The sequence below is a fragment of the Pseudarthrobacter sp. HLT1-3 genome (assembly GCF_059383535.1).
This window is the reverse complement of sequence record NZ_JBWZCJ010000006.1, coordinates 128,775-148,432: the sequence shown is the minus strand read 5'-3', so window position 1 is coordinate 148,432 and position 19,658 is coordinate 128,775. Positions and strand designations below refer to the sequence as shown.

16 protein-coding genes and 1 pseudogene are annotated in these 19,658 nt (G+C 69.5%); 9 read left to right on the top strand and 8 right to left on the bottom strand.

Annotated elements, in window-relative coordinates; translation table 11 throughout:
* Nucleotides 1-1,749: 1,749 nt before the first annotated feature.
* The 9 genes and pseudogenes from AC50X9_RS07550 to AC50X9_RS07510 all read left to right on the top strand — a co-directional run bounded on the left by AC50X9_RS07550 (nucleotide 1,750) and on the right by AC50X9_RS07510 (nucleotide 9,983).
* Nucleotides 1,750-2,766: a hypothetical protein gene (locus AC50X9_RS07550; RefSeq protein ID WP_494891972.1), complete on the top strand. Its 1,017-nt coding sequence runs from the start codon at nucleotides 1,750-1,752 to the stop codon at nucleotides 2,764-2,766.
* 8 nt (nucleotides 2,767-2,774) lie between these two features.
* Nucleotides 2,775-3,209: a phage tail protein gene (locus tag AC50X9_RS07545; RefSeq protein ID WP_494891970.1), complete on the top strand. Its 435-nt coding sequence runs from the start codon at nucleotides 2,775-2,777 to the stop codon at nucleotides 3,207-3,209.
* A 15-nt stretch (nucleotides 3,210-3,224) separates the two neighbouring features.
* Entirely contained in the window at nucleotides 3,225-4,088 is an 864-nt protein-coding gene (locus AC50X9_RS07540; RefSeq protein ID WP_494891968.1) for a CIS tube protein, read from the top strand.
* A complete protein-coding gene (locus AC50X9_RS07535) occupies nucleotides 4,075-5,895 on the top strand; it encodes a VgrG-related protein (protein ID WP_494891966.1) in 1,821 nt (606 codons plus the stop codon). Before AC50X9_RS07540 ends, AC50X9_RS07535 begins: the two co-directional genes overlap by 14 nt.
* A 45-nt stretch (nucleotides 5,896-5,940) precedes the next feature.
* Nucleotides 5,941-6,354 carry a GPW/gp25 family protein gene (locus AC50X9_RS07530; RefSeq protein WP_494891964.1) on the top strand — a complete coding sequence of 138 codons (414 nt, stop codon included), beginning with the start codon at nucleotides 5,941-5,943 and terminating at the stop codon, nucleotides 6,352-6,354.
* Complete coding sequence (locus AC50X9_RS07525) at nucleotides 6,355-8,304, top strand: putative baseplate assembly protein (protein ID WP_494891962.1); 1,950 nt, start codon at nucleotides 6,355-6,357, stop codon at nucleotides 8,302-8,304.
* 10 nt (nucleotides 8,305-8,314) lie between these two features.
* Nucleotides 8,315-8,875 carry a phage tail protein I gene (locus AC50X9_RS07520; RefSeq protein WP_494891957.1) on the top strand — a complete coding sequence of 187 codons (561 nt, stop codon included), beginning with the start codon at nucleotides 8,315-8,317 and terminating at the stop codon, nucleotides 8,873-8,875.
* A pseudogene (locus tag AC50X9_RS07515) lies at nucleotides 8,817-9,314 on the top strand (hypothetical protein); the annotation flags it as partial. The gene AC50X9_RS07520 and the pseudogene AC50X9_RS07515, both read left to right, overlap by 59 nt.
* 153 nt (nucleotides 9,315-9,467) lie before the next feature.
* Nucleotides 9,468-9,983, top strand: coding sequence for a hypothetical protein (locus AC50X9_RS07510; RefSeq protein ID WP_494892147.1), 516 nt, complete (start codon nucleotides 9,468-9,470; stop codon nucleotides 9,981-9,983).
* On the opposite strand, the gene AC50X9_RS07505 is transcribed toward AC50X9_RS07510, so the two are convergent.
* The 8 genes from AC50X9_RS07505 to AC50X9_RS07470 all read right to left on the bottom strand — a co-directional run bounded on the left by AC50X9_RS07505 (nucleotide 9,907) and on the right by AC50X9_RS07470 (nucleotide 19,657).
* Entirely contained in the window at nucleotides 9,907-12,963 is a 3,057-nt protein-coding gene (locus AC50X9_RS07505) for an AfsR/SARP family transcriptional regulator (protein ID WP_494891952.1), read from the bottom strand. The genes AC50X9_RS07510 and AC50X9_RS07505 overlap by 77 nt on opposite strands.
* A gap of 488 nt (nucleotides 12,964-13,451) precedes the next feature.
* Complete coding sequence (locus AC50X9_RS07500; RefSeq protein ID WP_494891950.1) at nucleotides 13,452-13,754, bottom strand: hypothetical protein; 303 nt, start codon at nucleotides 13,752-13,754, stop codon at nucleotides 13,452-13,454.
* 24 nt (nucleotides 13,755-13,778) lie between these two features.
* Nucleotides 13,779-14,906, bottom strand: coding sequence for an XdhC family protein (locus AC50X9_RS07495; protein ID WP_494891948.1), 1,128 nt, complete (start codon nucleotides 14,904-14,906; stop codon nucleotides 13,779-13,781).
* Nucleotides 14,899-15,768, bottom strand: a complete 870-nt coding sequence (locus AC50X9_RS07490) for an SRPBCC family protein (RefSeq protein ID WP_494891946.1) — start codon at nucleotides 15,766-15,768, stop codon at nucleotides 14,899-14,901. The genes AC50X9_RS07495 and AC50X9_RS07490 overlap by 8 nt, the downstream gene beginning before the upstream one ends.
* Complete coding sequence (locus tag AC50X9_RS07485; protein ID WP_494891944.1) at nucleotides 15,768-17,042, bottom strand: vWA domain-containing protein; 1,275 nt, start codon at nucleotides 17,040-17,042, stop codon at nucleotides 15,768-15,770. The genes AC50X9_RS07490 and AC50X9_RS07485 overlap by 1 nt, the downstream gene beginning before the upstream one ends.
* 5 nt (nucleotides 17,043-17,047) lie before the next feature.
* The gene (locus AC50X9_RS07480; RefSeq protein ID WP_494891942.1) at nucleotides 17,048-17,971 is read right to left on the bottom strand and encodes an AAA family ATPase; all 924 of its coding nucleotides are present in this window, start codon (nucleotides 17,969-17,971) and stop codon (nucleotides 17,048-17,050) included.
* Nucleotides 17,968-18,711, bottom strand: coding sequence for a nucleotidyltransferase family protein (locus AC50X9_RS07475; RefSeq protein ID WP_494891940.1), 744 nt, complete (start codon nucleotides 18,709-18,711; stop codon nucleotides 17,968-17,970). The genes AC50X9_RS07480 and AC50X9_RS07475 overlap by 4 nt, the downstream gene beginning before the upstream one ends.
* Complete coding sequence (locus tag AC50X9_RS07470) at nucleotides 18,695-19,657, bottom strand: XdhC family protein (protein ID WP_494891938.1); 963 nt, start codon at nucleotides 19,655-19,657, stop codon at nucleotides 18,695-18,697. Before AC50X9_RS07470 ends, AC50X9_RS07475 begins: the two co-directional genes overlap by 17 nt.
* Between the last annotated feature and the right edge of the window lies 1 nt (nucleotide 19,658).

Below are 19,658 nucleotides of genomic sequence, written 5' to 3'. Positions count from 1 at the left end.
GCCTCATGGGGCGACCCGTCCTTCACCGGCCCCATGGCCCACCTGGTCAGTACAGAGGCGCCAGCGGGTGTCGTCGACATCGACGGCGGCGGCCCCGTTCCGGTTGACGGCGGCTATGCTGCGCCATCCGTGGAGATGACGCTGCTGCCACCTCCTGCGCCACGCATTCGTCCGTCACCGGGCAGGGTCGGCGGCGCGCCCGCAACGGCGCAACGTGTCCAGTCCGACGGCGGCGCCCTCGGCGGGGTGACCCCTGATGAAGGCTCGCTGCTCGCAGCGGCGCCGGACGCCTTGCCGGTGCTGCATGTCGATACCGCGCCGTTGCAGTCACCCGGTTCAGCCCCGGGGCCTTCGGTTGCCGAGCCGGTCTCTTCCGTGGAATCTCCAGGGTCGGCCCAGCCCAGGTCCACCGACGGCAGTACCTCCGACGGACGAGCCACGTATGTTCCGCTGCCGTCGACACCAGCGGTGCAGCGGACGTCGGCCGCGGCGGCGCCATCGCCGTCCTTCCGGCAAGCTCCTCACCCGCCAAAGCTGGGTCTCGGAATGCCGCTGTCCTTTTCGGAACCGCCCGAAACAGCGGTGCCCAACCCCGGGACGGCTTTGGAAACGTTGTCCTGGACGACGCCCGCTACTCTTCCTGCAACGCCTCCCGGCGCGTTCCCGCTGCCGGTCCAGCGGACACCGGTTTCACAATTTTCCGTGCCGGCTGCGGATCCACCGGCGGCCGATGCAAGCGTTCGTGACACCGCCGATCGTGACGCTGTCGATGGTGACGCCGTCGGGCGCGATGCCGCCGCCCCGATCCTGCCGGGCGATGGAGCAGGAACGGTCGACGGACCTGCGACCACGTCCGGCGGGCCTCCGGATCCGCCGAGCCGCGGTTCCGCGCTGGCGCCGGACCCCGGGATTGACGAGCCACTTCCTGGCTCAGACGCCATGACCACGGAAGCGGCTCCATCCCCGCTGTCGGAGGATGCCCCGCATTCGGGTGAGGCAGCTGCGCCGTTGCTTTCGGCTGTCCTGTCGACCGGAACACTCGACGCACGGGACGGTCACGCCGGTGGGGATCTTCCTGTGTCTCGCGCGTTTGAAAGTCCGGACAGCAGGCCGGTCGTCTCGCGGTCCGGGCCAGCGGTCGAGCCACAGTCCGCAGGCGCGGATGTTGGTGTTGGTGACGATTTGGGCCGCTACACCGGTCACGCCCACAGCCCCGTGGCCGATGTCGCGCAGACGTATGCCGTGGACGCTTCCGCCGCCGAGCCTGAGGCGGCGATGTCCGGAAGGGAGCTTCCCCAGCGCGCCGCAGCCAGCCGGCTTCCCCTCGTACCTGGCGCTGCCGCCGGACGTCAGGCCGTGACAGTAGGCACTCACGCAGTTCAGCGCACTCCCGCAGTCGATGTCCCGGCGGAAAGCGCACCGCGCGCCGAGGAAATGCTCCCCTCGGCCATGGCGATTGCCCCGGCTCACGGTCCAGGCGCCCGGATGGCCTCCGACGGCCCGCGAGTCAGCGGCCAACCCGGGACCGGGAAACCGACAAGTGATTCGTCATCCGCTCGGCCTGAGGCCCTCGGGATTCAGCGGACCGCCGTGGCGGCAGCTGAGTTGCGGTCCCGGGCAATCCCCACGCCAACCGGACCGGTCGTCCTGCGGATTGCCCGCTCTGCCGCAGGCGCGGCTCCGGATAGCTTGCAGCGGCTGACTGAAATACCAGTGGCGGCCCCCGCGCCGCGCGCCCAGACTCCGGCTGTGGCGACGCGCACGGCCGCGATGCCACGACAATCACCGGCGGACACTTCAGGGCTCGATGAGCGCCGACTGGACCTCCCCGCCGAGCCAACAGCCTTCGCACCGCCCACGGGAGTCGCACCGACCGTCCTCAGGCTCCCCGAAACCGGAACCACTGTAACCACTGGAGCCGACGGTGGCTTTGGCTTCGACACTGACGTAGGCGCCCCGACTGCGTCCGGCCCCGCGGCCGAAGCTGCCTCCAGCGCGGAGCCGGACGCCTCGCCCGGGCTGAGCACCGCCGTCGGGCAGGTCATACAGCGGACAATTTCGGTGGAAAGACATCCGGCAGGGCACAGCGGCCCCGCGGCCGCGGCGGAAACCGGGTTTGCGATCGAGACAACGGCTCCGGCCCAGACCCTCAACGGCCCGCCCACACCGGTGTCACGCACTGCAGGTCCGCGACCGGCTTTCGTGCAGCGCTTGGTCACCTCCACGGACCCGGCTCCGGGGTCCTCGGGTTTGAGCCCGGAGCGTGCGACGGCAGGTAACTTTGCGGACAGATCGTTCACGGCAGTCCAGCCGCACCCAGGAGCCCAAGCGGCCTCCGGCGACGGATACGGATCCGGCTCGTCCCGAACCATCCTCCTGAGCCTCGCCTCGCCGCCTCAGCAGTGGGCCGAGGGCGATGGTGCCGTCCAGCGGGAGACCGGTTCCCCGGGGATTGATGCTCCCGCGGTTGCGCCGGCGCCGGCACCGGCACCGGCGACCAGCGGGCCGGAGGAGTCCGACGGTGCGGTCGCGGTCCAAGGCAGCACAGCCGTGGCTTCTCCCGCCCCGGCGGGAGCGGTGGCGCACGGAACGTCGGCTTCGGGAGGCGCGAGCTCTGGGACAGCGGCATCTGGCGTCCCGGCCGGGGCGACCCCGGAACAACTCGAGGAACTCGCCAAGCGGCTTGCCGGGCCGCTGATCCGCCGGATCAAGGCCGAGATGCTGCTCGACCGCGAGCGACGCGGTCTGCGGACAGACACGAACTGAGGAAGATCATGCTTGAAGACGTGGATACGGCAGTCAGCGTCCGCTACACCGTGGCCCTGGACAATCTGGATCTCGGAACGTTCACCACCTGCGAAGGACTGGGCTGTGAAGTGGTGATCGAGTCCCGCGAGGAAGGCGGCAACAACGCCTTCATCTGGCAACTGCCCACGCGGCTCAAATATCCCAACATCACCCTGAGCCGGCCGCTCGGACGGGACACCGAGAAGATCGCCAAGTGGTTCGCGGACATGGCCTCCGGCTACACCCGCTGTACCGGCATCATCGAGGCGATGACCGGCAGCGGCCGGAAAATCGCCGGCTGGGAACTGTACGACGTCGTCCCGGTGCGGTGGAAGGGTCCGTCCCTGAACCCGGACCAGCCCAAGGTCATTATGGAAACGCTGGAGATCGCGCACCACGGCTTCGTTTCAAAGACCCGCTGACCGGAGGAGCCCGACATGACCACAAGTGCAGTGGCGGCCAAACCGTCGAGTACCACCGGGACTGCAGCCCCCGCGGCGGCTGCCGCCAGCGCCGCCAGTGCCGCCGGACCTGCGGGCGCCGGTGGCGAGGCGGCGCTGAAGCTCTCCCACGCCTACCTGGAGCTGTTCGAACCGTCCAAGGACGGCTCGCTGGACAAGGCCGGACCCTCGCTGGGCAGGATTGAATTTCAGTTCAACCCCAAGGAGCTGACGCTGGGTAAGGCGGCGTCCTGGAGCCGACAGACCGCCAAGGGCAACAAGAAGGCGGGACCGCCGCAGTACAACGGGCCGATGCCGTCCAAACTCTCGCTGGAGATGTTCTTTGACGCCTCCGCGAAGCAGGATGACGCCGTGGTCAAGCGGGTGGAGAAGCTGTTTTCCTGCTGTACTCCCACCCCGGCATCCCTGAAGCAGAACAAGGGGTCGCCGCCGTGGGTGCTGTTCCGGTGGGGGAAGCTGACCGGGTCGCTCTCCTACATAGCCAGCGTGCAGGTCAAATACACCCTCTTCACTGCTGCGGGGGTTCCGGTGCGCGCCACGTGCACCGTGGCGCTTGAGGAAATCGCGGGCGATCCGCCGAAGCAGAACCCGACGTCGGGTGGCCTGGTGCCGCGGCGCGTGCATGTCCTGATCGAGGGTGAGACCCTTGCCGGGATTGCCTACAGCGAGTATGGAAACGCTTCCCTGTGGCGGGCGGTTGCGGCCGCCAACCGCATTGATGACCCGATGCGGCTGCGGCCCGGAACTTCCGTGCTGCTGCCCGCGGTGAACGAGCTGCCGTCAGATTCCCTGCAGGGTGCCCCGGCCGAGCAGCGGGAGGTGTTCCGTGGCGCATGGTGAAGAATTCAGCAACATGCTGCTGGTGGAGGTCGCCGGGCAGCCGCTACCGCCGGACATAGCCGCGCGGCTGGTGTCAGGCTACGTCGACGACAGCAGCAATGTTCCGGACCTGTTCCTGCTCCGCTTCAGCGATGAGTACTCCACCGTGTTGGACAAGGCGGGGATCAGCATCGGGGTGCCAGTCAAGCTGCTCGTCCAACAGAGCGGCCCGGGCGGTCCCGCCCCGCTGTTGTCCGGCGAAGTCACTGCCCTGGAAACGGAAATGGACCACGACGGTCTCTTCACCATCGTCCGGGGCCTGGACCATTCCCACCGGCTCTTCCGGGGCCGCCGTGTTGAAGCCTATTTGCAGTGCACCGCCGCGGACATCGTACGGCAGGTCGCCCGGCGCGCCGGAATCCAGGCAGGCACGATCGACGCCAAGGGCCCGGTACTGCAGCACGTGGCGCAGGACGGCATCAGCGACTGGGACTTCCTGCGCAGACTGGCCATCGAGGCCGGGGTGGTGCTTTCCGTGTCCGGCGGCGCGCTGCACTTCACCGCGTCGACGGACGCAGCGACGGCTCCGCCGGAGGCCGGCGGGGCGAGGAACGAGCCGCTTGTGCTCCAGCGGGGAGTGAACCTCGTGACCCTGCGGGGAACCGTCACCTCCACGGACCAGGTCCCCGACGTCGAGGTCAGAGGATGGGACGTCGCGGCGAAGCGGGCGATTGTCGCCGTCGCCCCGGCCACGACCCGCAGCGCCAAGCTGCCGGACGTGACCCCGGTCGCCCTCGCCAGGAAGTTCGACAGCCCCCGGTACATCGCACCGGCCACGGCCTTCGACCAGGCGGCGCAATGCGACGCCACCGCAGCGGCTCTCGCCTCCCGCCTGAGCGGGGCGTTCGCTGAACTGGAAGGTGTCGCCCGTGGAAACCCCAAGTTGCGGGCCGGTGCTGCCGTCACCCTGAAGGGTGCCGGTAAGCCCTTCGACGGAAGCTACACGCTGAGTTCCTCCAGGCACGACTTCAGCCCAGACACCGGCTACCTCACCACGTTCGCCGTCAGCCACGAGTCCGAGCGTTCGCTCTACGGCGTCGCGGCCGGGGCGAACAGCAAGACCGCCGTGCCCGGCGTAGTCAACGCTGTGGTGACCGCCGCGAAGGATCCGGAGAACCAGGGCAGGGTCAAAGTGAAGTTCCCAGTCCTCTCCGACACCTACGAAAGCTGGTGGGCGCGCACGGTCCAGGCCGGCGCCGGCGCCTCGCGCGGCGCCGTCGTGCTCCCCGAGGTCGGCGACGAGGTCCTGGTCGCCTTCGGCCACGGCAGCTTCCAGCAGCCGTTCGTCCTGGGCGGGCTGTTCAACGGCAAGGACAAGCCTGACAAACCCTGGTCGGATCACGTCGGTTCCACAGACGGTGCCGTGCAACGGCGCGCATTTGTCTCCCGCACCGGGATGCTCGTGGAGTTCCTGGAGTCACCCGACGGCGAACAACTCACCGTGAGCACCAGCGGCGGCAAACAGAAGGTCTCCCTCGTACAGAAACCGGACGCGGGGATCGAAATCCTGTCCGAGGGGCCGGTGAACATCACGGCCAGGAAGGATGTTTCGGTGACGACGTCCACGGGAAAAGTCGTCATCAAGGGCAAAAACGTGACGGTGGAGGCGACCTCTGGCCTTGACCTGAAGGGAGCCACGGTGAAGATCACAGGCAGCGGCGCGGCCGAACTCAAGGCGCCGAGCGTCAAGGTGGCTGGCGACGCGACCGCCGAGCTGTCCGGCGGCGCCACAACCACGGTCAAGGGCGGCCTGGTCCGCATCAACTGAGCCCCAGCGCAGCGGAACGTCCGCTGGGGGAGAGGAGGCAGCAAGGTGGGACAGGAATTCATTGGTGCTGGTTGGGCCTTTCCGCTGCGCACTGACCGGACTGGCAGCATTGCCCTCGTCCATGACCAGCGCGAGATCGAGGAGAGCATCCACCTCATCCTGGCGACTTCTCCGGGCGAGCGGCCAATGCGCCCGGAATTCGGCTGCGCGGTCCATGACTATGTTTTCGCACCTGCGGACGCGGCAACGGCAGGCGACATCGCCTACGCGGTCCGGGTGGCCCTGGACCGCTGGGAACCCAGGATCGACGTCGAAAACGTGTTGGTTCACTTTGACGGGGCCGACGACGGCGTGCTGCTGATCGATGTGCAGTACACAGTCCGGGGAACCAACGACCCCCGAAACCTTGTCTTTCCCTTCTACGTCATTCCGCGCGCCGGCGAGGAGGCTGCTTACTAAATGCTCCCATCACCCAACCTCGATGACCGCCGGTTCCAGGACCTCGTCGACGACGCCAAACGCATGGTCGCACAGTATTGCCCGGAGTGGACCGACCACAATGTCTCCGATCCCGGGGTCACCCTGATCGAATCCTTCGCGTTCATGGTTGACCAGCTCTTCTACCGGCTCAACCGCGTACCCGACCGTCTATACATCGCGTTCCTCGAACTGCTCGGCGTCACGCTGCATCCGCCGACGGCCGCTTCCGCGGAGCTACTGATGTGGTTGTCAGCCCCACAGCCTGACGCGGTCGTCATTCCGCAGGGAACCGAGGTGTCGACCCGACGCACCGAAGACGATGAAGCGGTGGTCTTCACCACAACGAGGGAGCTGACAGTGCCGGCCCGGCGGCTGGGCCACGTGATGACACAGGGACGCGGGGGAGCTCCGGAGCCGCATTCCGAAGCGCTGCACGGAGACGGGGACTTCGCCTGCTTCGGGACGCCACCGCTGCCGGGGGACGTGCTGCTGCTCGGCCTGAACGATCAGGCGCCCTCCTGTGCGGTTGCCCTGCGGTTCGAGTGCGAGGTCCGGGGCGTAGGCGTCAACCCCCGCAACCCGCCGCTGGTTTGGGAGGCCTGGGATGGCGCCGGCTGGGCCTCCTGCGACCTGGACGACGACGGGACCGGGGGGCTCAACAGGCCCGGCGACGCGATCATCCACGTCCCCAACACGCATACGGCCTCACTGGTGGGGGGAGTCCGGGCGGGCTGGCTGCGGTGCCGCGTGGTGGACCCGAGGGACGGCTACCCGGCCTACAGCGCTTCCCCGACCGTGCGGTCCATCCACGCTTTCACGATCGGCGGTTCTGTTCCCGGCGTCCATGCCGAGACGATTGCCGATGAGGTCATCGGGATGTCCGAAGGTGTCCCGGGTCAGTCCTTCGAATTGGGCCGACACCCGGTAGTCCCCGGCGGCGAACCGTTCGTGGTGGAGATCGCCGCCGGCTCCGGCTGGGATGCCTGGACCGAAGTGGACTCCTTCGCAGGATGCGGTCCTGAGGACCGGGTCGTCGCAATCGACCGCGCGGCCGGGGTCGTCCACTTCCCACCTGCTGTGCGCGAGCCCGACGGCTCCTTGCGCCATTACGGCGCCGTCCCGCCTGCCGGCAGCCCCATCAGGGTTCCGCAATACCGCACGGGCGGGGGACCCGCGGGTAACGTTGCCGCCCGGGCATTGTCGGTGCTGCGCTCCAGCATTCCCTTTGTGAACAGCGTCGAGAACCGCCGTGCCGCCCACGGCGGGGTCGCTCCGGAAACCATCGAACAGGCCAAGCTCCGGGGGCCACTGGCTCTGCGGACGCGTGACCGGGCCATCACCGCCGAGGACTACGAACAACTGGCCAGGCGCGCCGCCCCGGACATTGCCAGGGTCCGGTGCATCCCGGCGAACGGTCCAGAGGAGGCTGGCGGCGTCAGGGTGCTGGTGGTTCCGGCGGCCGTACCGGACAAAGACCAGCGGCTGACCTTCGAGGATTTGGTGCCGGACGAGGAAACGCTCTCGGTGGTCGCATCGTATCTCGACGCACGCCGTCCGGTGGGCACCAGGGTGGTCGTAGAACCGCCCTTCTACCGGGGCGTGACCGTCGTCGCCCAACTTACGCCGCGGCCCAGGGTGTCGCGCGAGACGCTGAAGCGCAACGCGCTCCGGGCGCTCTATGAGTATTTCGATCCCATCCGGGGCGGTCCGGACGGCGACGGATGGCCGTTCGGCCGTCCCGTTCAGGCGGGCGAAGTCCATGCTGTGCTCCAACGGCTGGTGGGAACCGAAATTGTCGACGAAGTGCTGGTGTTCGCTGCCGACCCCGTCACAGGGCGGCGTGGTGAGCCGCAGCAACGCGTTGAACTGGAACGCAATGCGTTGGTGTTCTCTTTTGACCACCGTGTTCGGGTGACCGAGGGGGTTTGAGATGCGTGGCATGGTGGAGGGTCTCCCCAGCGCGGTGCCGCTGGCCGCCGGGCTGCCGGCCGTTTTGCAGGAAGACAGCTTCCTCCAGCGGTTCCTGCTCGCCTTCGACGATGCCCTCGCCCCGGTCTTCACGACCTTGGACGGTCTCGACTCCTATCTCAATCCCCGGCTGGCCCCCGAAGATTTCCTGGACTGGCTGGCCGACTGGGTGGGCGTGCGCCTGGACGAGTCGTGGTCCACGGCACGGCGCCGTGAGGTAGTGGCGCACGCGGTAGCGATCCACCGGCGCCGCGGCACCGTCCCTGGCGTTGCCGACGCGGTCCGGCTCGCTGTCGGAGGTGTGTTGGACGTCGAGGTTGAGGACAGCGGCGGGGCCGTATGGTCTTCGACGCCGGGCGCTGATTTGCCGGGCCGGCCCACCGCAATGCTGCACATCAGAGTGTTCGCTGCCGCCCGGGAGGATGTAAACGTCCGGCGGCTGGAAGGCATTGTCAATGCGGTGAAACCGGCGCATGTTCCCCATACTCTGGAGATTGTGCCCGGAGTCGCCCCTTACGCTGACGACTCCTGAGGAGCCCGCGGTGCTGATCTGTGGAGACTGCAGCGCCCGCAACAATGACGGCGAGCGATTCTGCAACAATTGCGGAGCCTACCTTGTCTGGCAGCGGGTGCCCGACGCGGCGGACGACAAACGCCCGCTGCTGACAGACCCGGGCCCGAACCGAAGTCCAGACGTGACAACAGCGCAGCTTCCGATAGTTTCCGGCCCCCCGGATCCGCGGCCCGCTGTGAATATCCCGGAGAACATCGGCATGACTGCAACGAGGGACGCGACAGACCGTGGCGCCGGATTGGAGGAGCGCCAGCCCGAAAAGGCGGGAGTCCGCGTTCCCTCCAAGACCACACCACTGGCACTGGACGACGAACCTACGGAGTATCCGGGCGGCGTCATCTGCCGTCGATGCGGGGCAGGCAACAAACGGGAAGTGACCTTCTGCCGGCAGTGCGGAGCCAGTCTGAGGGAAGCTGTGGCTGCACCGCCCGTGCCGCCGTGGTGGCGACAGATTCTGAGCCGTACGAAGGCTCCCGCGCTGCCGGCAGGGAGCCGGCCAGGCCGGCGGAAACATCGGCGATTCCCTGCTCGGACCGCGTCGGTCCTGACGGTGTTGGGACTGTTTGGCGGCGCTGCCTTCGTTGGCCGGGACGTGATTGCGGCGGCCGTGCTGCGCGGCATGGACGAAATCTGGGAGAAATCGGTTGCTGTCCAGAAGACTGATGCGTCGGACTTCGAACCGGGACGCGGTCCGGAACGGGCCTTCGACGGCTCGGTGCGGTCGTGGGCGTCGGCGGGCGCGGCCCAGCCAGGCGTCGACTATCTTCAGGCCGGATTCAGTACGCCGTTGCGCCTCACCTACGTGGTCATCACCCCGGTAGCGCGCGATGGGGATCAAAACCCGGACAAGGAACGGAGACCGGTCAAGGTCGAAATCGTGGCCGCTCGGGGCGATGGAGACCCATCCACCCTCACCGTTGAACTGAGCGACAGCGGGTTCGGTGCCCAGAGCTTCTACTTTGGAGCGGACCAGATCTCCACCGTGAAGCTTAGGATCCTGGAATCGGCGGGTCCGGTGGGAGCGCGCGTGTCCGTCGCGGACGTCCAGTTCGCCGGCCGGCGCTGACTTCTGTCTCCAGCAGTAGCGATGCGGTGGGCACGCCCAGTGAGTTCAGAATGAGGTCGTAGCGCCGCTGTGCCCGTTCCGCTGCGGCCGGATCCCCGAGGCGCCGGAACGTCTCTACCAGGGTCCGCCATGATTCGTCCCGCCACGGATCAATTTCTACGCTCCGGGTGGCGGCCGCGGCGGCGTCGGCAGGGTTGCCCAAATGGAGTTCCAGGCCCGCCAACGACGCCGCAGCTTCGGCGGCCCGCAGGCGGTACCGTTCGCGGGCGGCACTTACCCACTCCGCCGGGCCATCCTCCGGGAGCACCTCACCGGTGTACAGCTGGACGGCACGGCGGAGCTCTTCGGCGGCGGCGTCGTTGTTCCCCGCCGACCGGGCCAGAGAGGCATCATGGATGGCCCGGTCAAAATCCGCGAGGTCGAACACCGATCCCTGTCCAAGCACCAAAATATAGGCCTCGCCCTGCCGCACCAGAAGCTGCTTGCCCTCGGCCTGTCCGTCCGGCTGGAGGGCTCTCCGCAAGCTGGAAACGCTCACCTGCAGGGCGTGCAGGGCCGAGGCAGTATCCAAATCTGCCCAGAGGATGCCCGCAAGCCGCTCGCGGTGCACCGGGCGGCCAGCGTTGAGTGAAAGTATCCGGAGCACGGTCCTTGCCTGGGGCCGTACCCGGGACAGGTTAACGCCTGCGCCATCAGCCAGAAGCTCAAATCCGCCGAAACAGCGTATCTGCAGGGCGGGCAGCGCCGTGCAGTCCGCTGCAGCAGCGGCAGGAAGGCCGAGATTGCGTTCCGCGGGTTCCGCAAGTCGGGTCACGGACCCGGGACCGGGGAGGGCGTCCCGGACCACGGGCGGGGGTTCCGGGAACATCCACGTCCACGGGCGGCACACCAAACCGGCAGACGTGCCAGTCTCGTGCGCCACCTGCATCAGTTCGTTGTAGTGCTCGGGACGCTGCATCGCCATGGCCGCGAGGGCAACCGCCAAGGCGCCGGGAACACCAGCCGCCCGGGCGAACGCCTCGGCGGCCCGCGACTCCTCGGGGGCTCCCGGCAGGTCCATTGTGGCACTGACGAGGGCCTGCGCCGACTGTGCCCAGGCCTCCAGCGCACCGGCGTCGAGTCTTCGGAAGCGCGCCGCCAACGCATCGAACGCCCGGGAATCCGGGCGTCCCGCCCGCCACCGTATCAGGGCGGCGGAGGCGGCAATCAATGCCGCACCCCACTCGTCGCCCCGCTGCTCGCAGCTGTCAACGATCGTCCGGACGGTGTCCTGGCAGCTGGCAGAGCCCGGGAGGCCCGCCTGAAGGCCCTGCGCCACGCGGGCCAGCCAGGTGAAACCGCGGCGTTCGGCCTGCCTCTGCACTGCGTCCAGTTCGGCGGCAGGACCGCCAGGGTCCACATCAGCGGTTTCCGGTCCAAAAACGGCCAGCGCGAGCTGGGCCGCGAGGGCGGCCGCCGGTCCGTCGTCGAGCAGCCCGGCACACCGCCGCAGCGGTGGGAGGGAAGAGCACTGATCGCCGGCCAGCAGCCAGGCCAGTCCCTGGGCCAGAAAGTCCTGGGGCCGGCGGGGTTCGCCCATCGATCGGGCGACGCCGCCTGGATTCCCGCGCGTCGCCTCCCGCAAGGCGCGCCACGGACCGGGGCCCGTGGCGGGCGCGCCACCGGCCCACAATGCGGCCGTCTCCTGCAGGTCCCGGGCCAGGGCAAGCCACCCTGGACCGCCGGTCAGCGCGGGAACCTGCGCGGCGGTTCGGTAGGCGGCCGCCACGCAGCCGTCATCGATAAGCTGCCGCGTCCTGACGGCCGCAAGCGCGGCATCATCCTGCACGGCCGGGACCGAAACCAGGGCTGCCCATTCGCAAATGCCAGGCTGCACAGCAGCGCCTCCCGCCCTTTGCAGCAGACTGCGCACTTCGGTCCAGTCCTGGCCCTCTGCCAGCACCCGAAGCGCCGCGCCGAAGGCTCCCTCCTGTTCCAGGATCACTGCCGTGCGCTCACGCGTACCCGGCGGCAAGCCGTGCTCCGGGTCATCGAGCGCCGCAAGGAAGTACTGCCGCAGCACCTCAGGGGTCCGCACGGTAGCTCCGCCGTCGTCGCTCGAAACGACTCCGAGCTGTTCAAGGCGCTGCAGCAGTTGGCGGCTGTCACGACGTTCAAGGAGCGCATCGCAGCGGGACGGCGTCAGCACGTCGAACAGGCAATTCCGGCGCAGCAGCAGCTCCATGTCCTCAGACACCCCGGCCAGGAAATGCTGGGTCAGGTAATCCGTGACATACGGAGAAGCCGCGCCGAGGGACTCAGCCGCGCGCCTCCGCTCCACCTGCGAACGGTTCTTGGTTGCCAGATGGAAGAGGTGCAGGGCCGCGGCCCAGCCATCGGTCCTTCGCGCCAGGTTCAGGGTCCCCGCCGCACTCAGGGGCTGTTTGTAGATGCTCCGAAAAAGTTGGTCGACTTCATTGGCGCGAAAGCGCAAATCGTCACCGGAGACTGTCACGGCAGCGGGGAGCTCGGACCTGGCCAAGTTGAACGGCGGCGGGCGGCGGCTGCCCACGAGGAAATGAACCTGCGGTGAGTTCAGTGCCAGCAGCCGTTCGAGTTCTAACTCCGCGCAAGTATGCGCCAGCGTATGCAGGTCATCCACGACGAAAACCAGTGGTCTTTCAAGCCGCCCGGCCAGGAGCTCCAGTTCAGCGAAGGACCGCGGGGATTCCTCGTCCGCAGCCATGCCCAGTGCGGCGGCGAAGCGGGTGAGCATCCGGCCCGGCTTCGCATCGCGCGGACTCGACCGGTACCACGCCACCGTGGAGGAGCGATGCGCTGCCCACTGCGCCAGGAGGGTCGTTTTGCCCGTTCCGGGCGGAGCAATCACGAGTCCAAGCCGTGCGTTTGAGGTGCCCCCAACGCACGGAATCAGGCGGGGGCGCAGAAGGCCCGTGAATTCCGGGCCCTTCAGGCAATTCCCATGCTGCGTGGCTGCCATACCGTCCTGCTTCCCGCGGAAGGATTGCGTCCCAGCGTGGCTTACAGTGTAGGACCCATGCGTCCAGCGAATCGAGTATCCGGGGGCTTTTACACCGCGAGTGCCGCGAACATGACTGCCATCGTTGCCGCGCCCACGAGTTCCAGAAATGCCTTGCCGGTCCCACTGTCGCCGACGTTGCGGACGCTACCGGCACGGACCTGCCGGAGCAGGAGGACCGCCCACAGGGCCCCAGCCGCCGCGAAAAAATCCGCGAGAACAGCGGCCGGCAGGCTGCTCCACTACGGCACAGAGACGGGCACGGCGACCGGCAGCGAATCCGGGGAGCAGCCCCGCCGCGGCCGCGCCGTGGTGCCCCGCGCTGCCGGGAGTCCCCGCGGCTGCCGGGGATAGCATCGCACCGCGGGTTCCCCGGACGTCCATGGCCGCCAGCATGTAGGCCATCGCGGCCATCGTCAGCGCGCTGTACAGCAGACTGCCGACGGCGGCTACGCCCGGAAGGCGGCCCGCGAAGGCCCAGGCCCCGGACCCGCCAGCGTCGCGGGACGCCAGGAGACGGCGCGGAGGACGAACCACCAACCGGCCAGGATGAAGAAAAGCATCTGGGGGACAGCAGCCCAGCGGAGTCCAGGGATGAGCATCAGCACCATGGCCGTCATCATCGCTGCATGGAGGACAGAACCGACCCGGGTGGCCGGCGTCGATCCGCGGACGGCGTGGATCACCGCGTACAGGGAAGCGGCCAGCAGCAGTGCTGTCAGCCCCCCGCGCAGGACCTCGCTCTCGATCAACGTCGCCCGATCAATGCTGCCCGGTCAATGCTGCTCGTCGTGGTGGATGCGCTCGCCGAGCTGCCGGAGTGGTTCCCCGCTTCCCTTCCACTGCTTGGCGATGAACTCCGCGGCGATGGACACCGCCGTCTCCTCGGGGGTCCGGGCGCCAAGGTCAAGGCCTACCGGGCTGTGCAGCCGTGCCAGGGCCTCCTCGCTGAGGCCCGCCTCGCGCAGCTTGGCGAGCCGGTCCGCGTGGGTCCGGCGCGAACCCATGGCCCCGATGAAGGCGATCGGCGGGGCGCGCAGGGCAACGTCCAGCAACGGAATGTCGAACTTCGGATCGTGTGTGAGGACGCACAGAACGGTGCGTTCATCGACGAGACCCTTTTCCAGCTGTTCGGCGAGGTAGCGGTGCGGCCAGGCGTTGACCACCTCCGCCGCGTCGGGGAAGCGTGCGGGGGTCGCGAAGACAGCCCGGGCGTCGCACACCGTGACGCGGTACCCCAGGAAGGTTCCCAGCCGGGCGAGCGCTGAGGCGAAGTCGATCGCGCCGAAGACCAGCATCCGCGGCGGCGGGGCGTAGCTCGCGAAGAAGACCCGCATGCCCGTATCCAGCCGCTCGCCGTCGGGTCCGTAGCTCAGGATCCCGGAGCGGCCGGCGGCGAGCAGCCCCTGGGTGTCATCGCCCACGGCCTGGTTGGCCCGCCCGGACCCGAGATTCCCCTCAAAGCCGTCCGGCCGCACCACCAGGTGCTTACCGAGCCAGCCGGCGTCCGGGTGTTCGATGACCGTGGCGACTCCGACGCGCCGCTCACCGGCGATGTCCTGCCGGACGGCGTCGAGTTCGGCGAATGTCTGCCGGGAGACGGGCTCAACGAAGATGTCGATGATCCCGCCGCAGGTCAGGCCGACGGCGAACGCGTCGTCGTCGCTGATTCCATAGCGCACCAGGACGGGAGTGCCGTCCTCCATGACCTGCGTGGCCAGCTCGTACACGGCACCCTCGACGCAGCCGCCGGAGACCGAGCCGACGGCTTCCCCCTCGGCGGTGACGAGCATCGACGCGCCCGGAAGCCGCGGGGCCGACTTGAAGGTGCTCACGACAGTGGCCAGGCCGGCGGTGTCGCCTATCTGCCAGCCCGGCACCATCGCTGCCAGGACATCACGCACGGTTGATCTTCAGCCGTCCGATCGCCCGGATCATCCGGAACGCGGAGAGCCGGCCCGCCCAGTACGAGACACAGGCCACGACGGCCACGAGCGCCAGGACCTTCGCGGGGCTGGAGAGTTGCTCGGCCGCGATCCCTTTGGCGAGGCTGAGGGCGTCCAGGCTGCCGGCCGGGGCGGCGACGGACGCAGCGGCAGCCGGCAGGGCAGCGGACTTGCCCGAGGCGGACGCGGGCGTGGCTGCCGCGGGCACGGCGGCCGGCGGCAGGCCGGGAAGTTCCGACGACGGGGCCGGGGCCGTGGCTGCGGCGACCTTCGCCGCGGCGGACGCCGCCTCCGCTTCCGCGTCGAGCACCGCCATCGGCACAGGCCCTGGCTGCGGGGCCCCGCCCGTCGCCGCGGGGCCGGTTGCGCCCGGCGCGGTGATCATGGCCTGCAGGTTGCTGGCGAACAGGGCCATCATCTGTTCGGTGACGCTGCCGATCACGCCCTTGCCCATCGCGGCGGCCTTGCCGGACAGGGAAAGGTCCGCTTGGACGGTGCCGCGGGTGGTGCCGCCGGCCTCTTCGGTCAGCTGCAGGGTCACCGTGGCCTCGGCGGTTCCCTGGCCGCGGGTTTCCTGGGCCTTGCCGCCCAGCACGGCGCGGTGCTCGGCGGCGTTGCGCTCCACAACGTTCAGCAGGCCCTTGTACTGCATGTTCACCGGGCCCAGTTTTACCGTCATGCCGACCTGGTAGGCGTCGTCGGAGAGTTTGTTCAGGATTTTGGCGCCGGGGACGCAGCCAGCCACGCGCTCGAAGTCCATGATGGTCTCCCAAACCGTGTCGATCGGTGCGACGACCGAGAAAGTACTGTTGATCTGCATTAGCTGTTCCCTCTTCCCTTGATCGGTGGCCGGCCCTCGCCGCGGATTGCGGCTGCCACCTCTGCCAAAGCCGTGTAGCTGTGTCCGCTGACGAAATCATCGCAGTACGGCAGGGCCGCCGCCATGCCCCCCACCAGCGGTTGGTAATCCGGGGCGCTCTTGCGCGGGTTCACCCAGATGATCCGGTGCGCCAGGCGGCGCAGCCGCGCCATTTGGGCCGCGACCTGGGCGGGGTCCTCCTGGGCCCAGCCGTCCGAGAAGATCACCACCACTGCTCCCCGGGCCAGGCCCCGGCGGCCGTGCTCGTCGACGAAGTGCCGGATGCTCCCGGCGATCCTGGTGCCGCCGGCCCAGTCCGGGGCGGCCACGGCGGCACGGGCGAGGGCCTCGTCCGGGTCGCGGAGCGCCAGCTGCCGGGTCAGCCGCGTCAGGCGGGTCGAAAAGACGAAGGCTTCGGCGCCGGCGGTCGCCACCGCCCCCTGCAGCAGCGAAACGAAGATCCGGGCATACGGCTCCATCGAACCGGAGACATCGCACAGCATCACGAGCTTGCGGCGCTGCCGGCGGCGGCGCGCGTACAACAGCCGGGTGGTGTCGGTGCCCGAGCGCCGGGCCGCGCGGACCGTGGCCCGGACGTCCAGCCGGGCGCTGCTGTGGGCTGATTTGCGGGTGCGGCGGCTCAGGCGGTGTGGGGTGGCGAGCAGCAGCCGGGACGCCAGCCGCCTGATCTCCAGGACTTCCTCCTCGGAGAGCTTGGCGAAGGACATCTCATGCAGCCGTTCCTCGGCCGAGGCCATGGCGAGCACGGCCTCCCGCTCCGGTGTGGTGCGGTCCCCGCTGTCCCGTCCCGCGGTGGCCACCGCAGGCGCAGGCGCCGTCGGCGGTGCTGGCGGCGTGCGTCCCGGGGCGCGGTCCTCGGCCGGAGATGGCCGGGTGCGCGGCTCCTCGGGGCCCCCGGGCGGGGAAGCCGACGGGGCCGCTGTCCTGCCCTGGCGGGCGGCGGGGTCGAAGCCGCCCCGGAACACCGCGGCGAAAACGGCGTCGAAAACCGGCAGCTGCTCGCGGGTGGAGACCAGCACCACCCGGCACGCCCAGTACAGCGTGTTGACGTCGCTGGGCGGAACCAGACGGAGGGCCTCGGCCAGCCGGACCGCCCGGTCCGGCGAGCAGGACAGCCCGGCCCGGCGCAGTGCGGTGACGAACGCCGCCGCGAGGCTGGCCGCCTCCACCCTGGGCGGTCCGGCGTCCATGACCGGCCGGGTCGTGGCCGTCAACGGGTTCACCCGCCCGTGCCCGCGACGAGCCAGCCGGCCCCGCGTGCCCCGACCAGTTCCAGGTCGTCGCGGTTCTTCACGATCGAGCCCAGCGTCTGTTCCGCCGTGGCGGCGTCGATCCGGTCGATGCCGAGGACGGCAAGCGCGGAGACCCAGTCGATGGCCTCGGAGATCCCTGGCGGTTTGGCGAGGTCCAGGGTGCGCAGCTTCGTGATCACCGCGGCGGCCTGCAGTGCCAGATCGCCGCTGCTGGCCGGCACCCGGCGGCGCACGATCTCCGCGATCCGCTCCGGGCCGGGGTAGTCGATCCAGTGGTAGAGGCAACGCCGGGTCAGGGCGTCGTGCAGGTCCCGGGTCCGGTTGGAGGTCAGGATGACGATCGGCGGGTGGGTGGCACGGATGGTGCCCAGCTCCGGGATGGTGACCGCGGCCTCGGCGAGCAGCTCGAAGGTAAAGGCCTCGAATTCGGCGTCGGCGCGGTCGATCTCGTCCAGCAGGAGGACGGCGGGGCGCGGGCCGGGGTGTTCGATCGCCTGCAGCAGCGGCCGGCGCAGCAGGTAGTCCGGGCCGAAGAAGTCCGTTTCGGTGACGGTGGCGTCCCGGACCTCCGCCAGCCGGATCCCGAGCAGCTGCCGCTGGTGGTTCCATTCATAGAGGGCCTCACCGGCGTCGATTCCCTCGTAGCACTGCAGCCGGTACAGCGGTGTGTCCAGCAGCTCGGCCAGGGCCTTCGCCGCCTCAGTCTTGCCTACCCCCGCTTCGCCCTCCAGCAGGATGGGCTGCGGCAGCCGGACGGCCAGAAACAGGGCCGTGGCCAGCCCGACGTCGGCCAGGTAGTCGTTGCTGTCCAGCGCCGAGACCAGCGAGGCGACATCGGGAATCCGCCGCTGGACATCTTCCTCCGCCCCGGAGCGCGCCGCCTGGCTCACAACGCGGCCTCCAGACCGGCCAGGACCCGGCGGTAGTCCTCTTCGGTGTCGACGTCGGACGGCACAGAGCCCGGAACGCGGAGTTCAACGACGTCGTCCGCGCGCTGCTCCAGCAGCTTCCAGACCGCTTTGTCGCCGTGCAGGGCAGCCAGCTCCGGAAGCAGCCGCCGGGTGAACGCCAGAGGGTGGCCGACGCCGTTGTCGTAGCGGCAGACGGCGATGCCGGGGACGGGCCGGCCGCTGCCGGCCCCGCTTGTCCCGTCGGTCCCGCGTGGCCCGCTTGTCCCGCGTGGCCCACTTGTCCCGGCGGTCCCGGCGGTGAACAGGAGTTCCAGCAGGGCCCGCACAGTGCCGCCCCGGACGCCCGGCTGGTCGCCGAGCAGCAGGACTATCGCGTCCGTGTCCGGGTGGAGCGTGGCGATGCCGGCGGCGATCGAGGAGGAGCAGCCCGCGCCGAAGTCCGGGTTGAGCACGACTTCGCAGCCGCTGGTGTCGACCCCGCGCTGCACTTCCGTGGCGGAACCGCCCAGGGCCAGGACGGTCTGGTCGAAGCCGCAGTCGCGGGCGGCGGCCAGCACGGCGTCGAGGAGGACGCCGCGGCCGTAGGGGAGCAGCTGCTTGGGCCGGCCCAGGCGCCGGGATGCTCCGGCCGCCAGGATCAGCCCCGCGGTGCGGTGCAGCGTGATGCGTTGCCTGACGGTCCCGTGTTTCGCGGCTGGGCGTTCAGAGGGTGAGGGCATAGTGCTCCGGATCTTTGCGGTAGGCCGCGCGGCAGCCGGGCGAACAGAAGTTCACGGTGACCCCGTTGTGCTCGAACTGCAGCGTGGAGGCCGCGGCGGCGACAGTCATGCCGCAGACCGGGTCGATTGCGGTCGCCGGAACTCCCGCCCCTTGTCCCGCCGGCGCTGCCGCCGGCATGGCGCCCGGCATTGTCGCTGGCGTTGTCTTAAAGACCGCGTGCCGGGACGTCGCCCGCTCCTGGATGAGCTGCGCCAGGATCGAGAGCGCGATCTCGCCGGGGGTGCGGGCGCCCAGCCGCAGGCCGGCCGGGGTGAAGACGCGGGCGCGCTGCGCCGGGTCGACGTCGAGGGAGTCCAGCACCGCGGCGCCCCGCGTCCCGCTGGCCACGAGCGCGACGTACGGCACGCCGGCGCGCAGGGCCGCCTCAAGCGCGACCTCCTCCGCTTTGCCGTGCGAAGCCACGATCAGCGCCGCGTCGTCGGCCCGCGGTGCCGCCGATTCCCCGTCGGTAAGTTCCACCGCGAGGCCGACGCCGGCACCGAGGGTCTCCAGCGCCTGGGCCACGGGCGTGGTGCCGACCACCAGGACCCGCGGCGCCGGGATGTGCGGCTGCAGGAAGATCTCGATGGCCCCGCCGCTCAGGCACGGGTTGGAGACCTCGACCGCGCCGTCCCCGGCGCTGCGGGACGGCTCGCCGGGGACCACCCGCAGCAGCAGGGGCTCCTGCGACGCCAGGACCTGCAGGCTGTACTCCCGCACCGAGGACTCGACGCAGTTTCCGCCCACAAAGCCCTGGATCTCACCGCTGGGCAGCACCAGCGCGGTGTCGCCGGCATGGGCACTGGTGGGATGCTGGGCGCGGACCACCGTGGCGTGCACAAAGGGCTCACGGCGGGAGGCGAGGTCGTTCGCCCGGGCCGTGAGGGAGTCTCCGGTCGGCGTCATT

Excerpts from the sequence above, each read along its gene's own strand:
- AC50X9_RS07545 (WP_494891970.1), top strand. The coding sequence starts at position 2,775 with ATGCTTGAAGACGTGGATACGGCAGTCAGCGTCCGCTACACCGTGGCC.
- AC50X9_RS07540 (WP_494891968.1), top strand. The coding sequence starts at position 3,225 with ATGACCACAAGTGCAGTGGCGGCCAAACCGTCGAGTACCACCGGGACT.
- AC50X9_RS07525 (WP_494891962.1), top strand. The coding sequence starts at position 6,355 with ATGCTCCCATCACCCAACCTCGATGACCGCCGGTTCCAGGACCTCGTC.
- AC50X9_RS07520 (WP_494891957.1), top strand. The coding sequence starts at position 8,315 with ATGGTGGAGGGTCTCCCCAGCGCGGTGCCGCTGGCCGCCGGGCTGCCG.
- AC50X9_RS07505 (WP_494891952.1), bottom strand. The coding sequence starts at position 12,963 with ATGGCAGCCACGCAGCATGGGAATTGCCTGAAGGGCCCGGAATTCACG.
- AC50X9_RS07490 (WP_494891946.1), bottom strand. The coding sequence starts at position 15,768 with ATGCAGATCAACAGTACTTTCTCGGTCGTCGCACCGATCGACACGGTT.
- AC50X9_RS07475 (WP_494891940.1), bottom strand. The coding sequence starts at position 18,711 with ATGCCCTCACCCTCTGAACGCCCAGCCGCGAAACACGGGACCGTCAGG.
- AC50X9_RS07470 (WP_494891938.1), bottom strand. The coding sequence starts at position 19,657 with ATGACGCCGACCGGAGACTCCCTCACGGCCCGGGCGAACGACCTCGCC.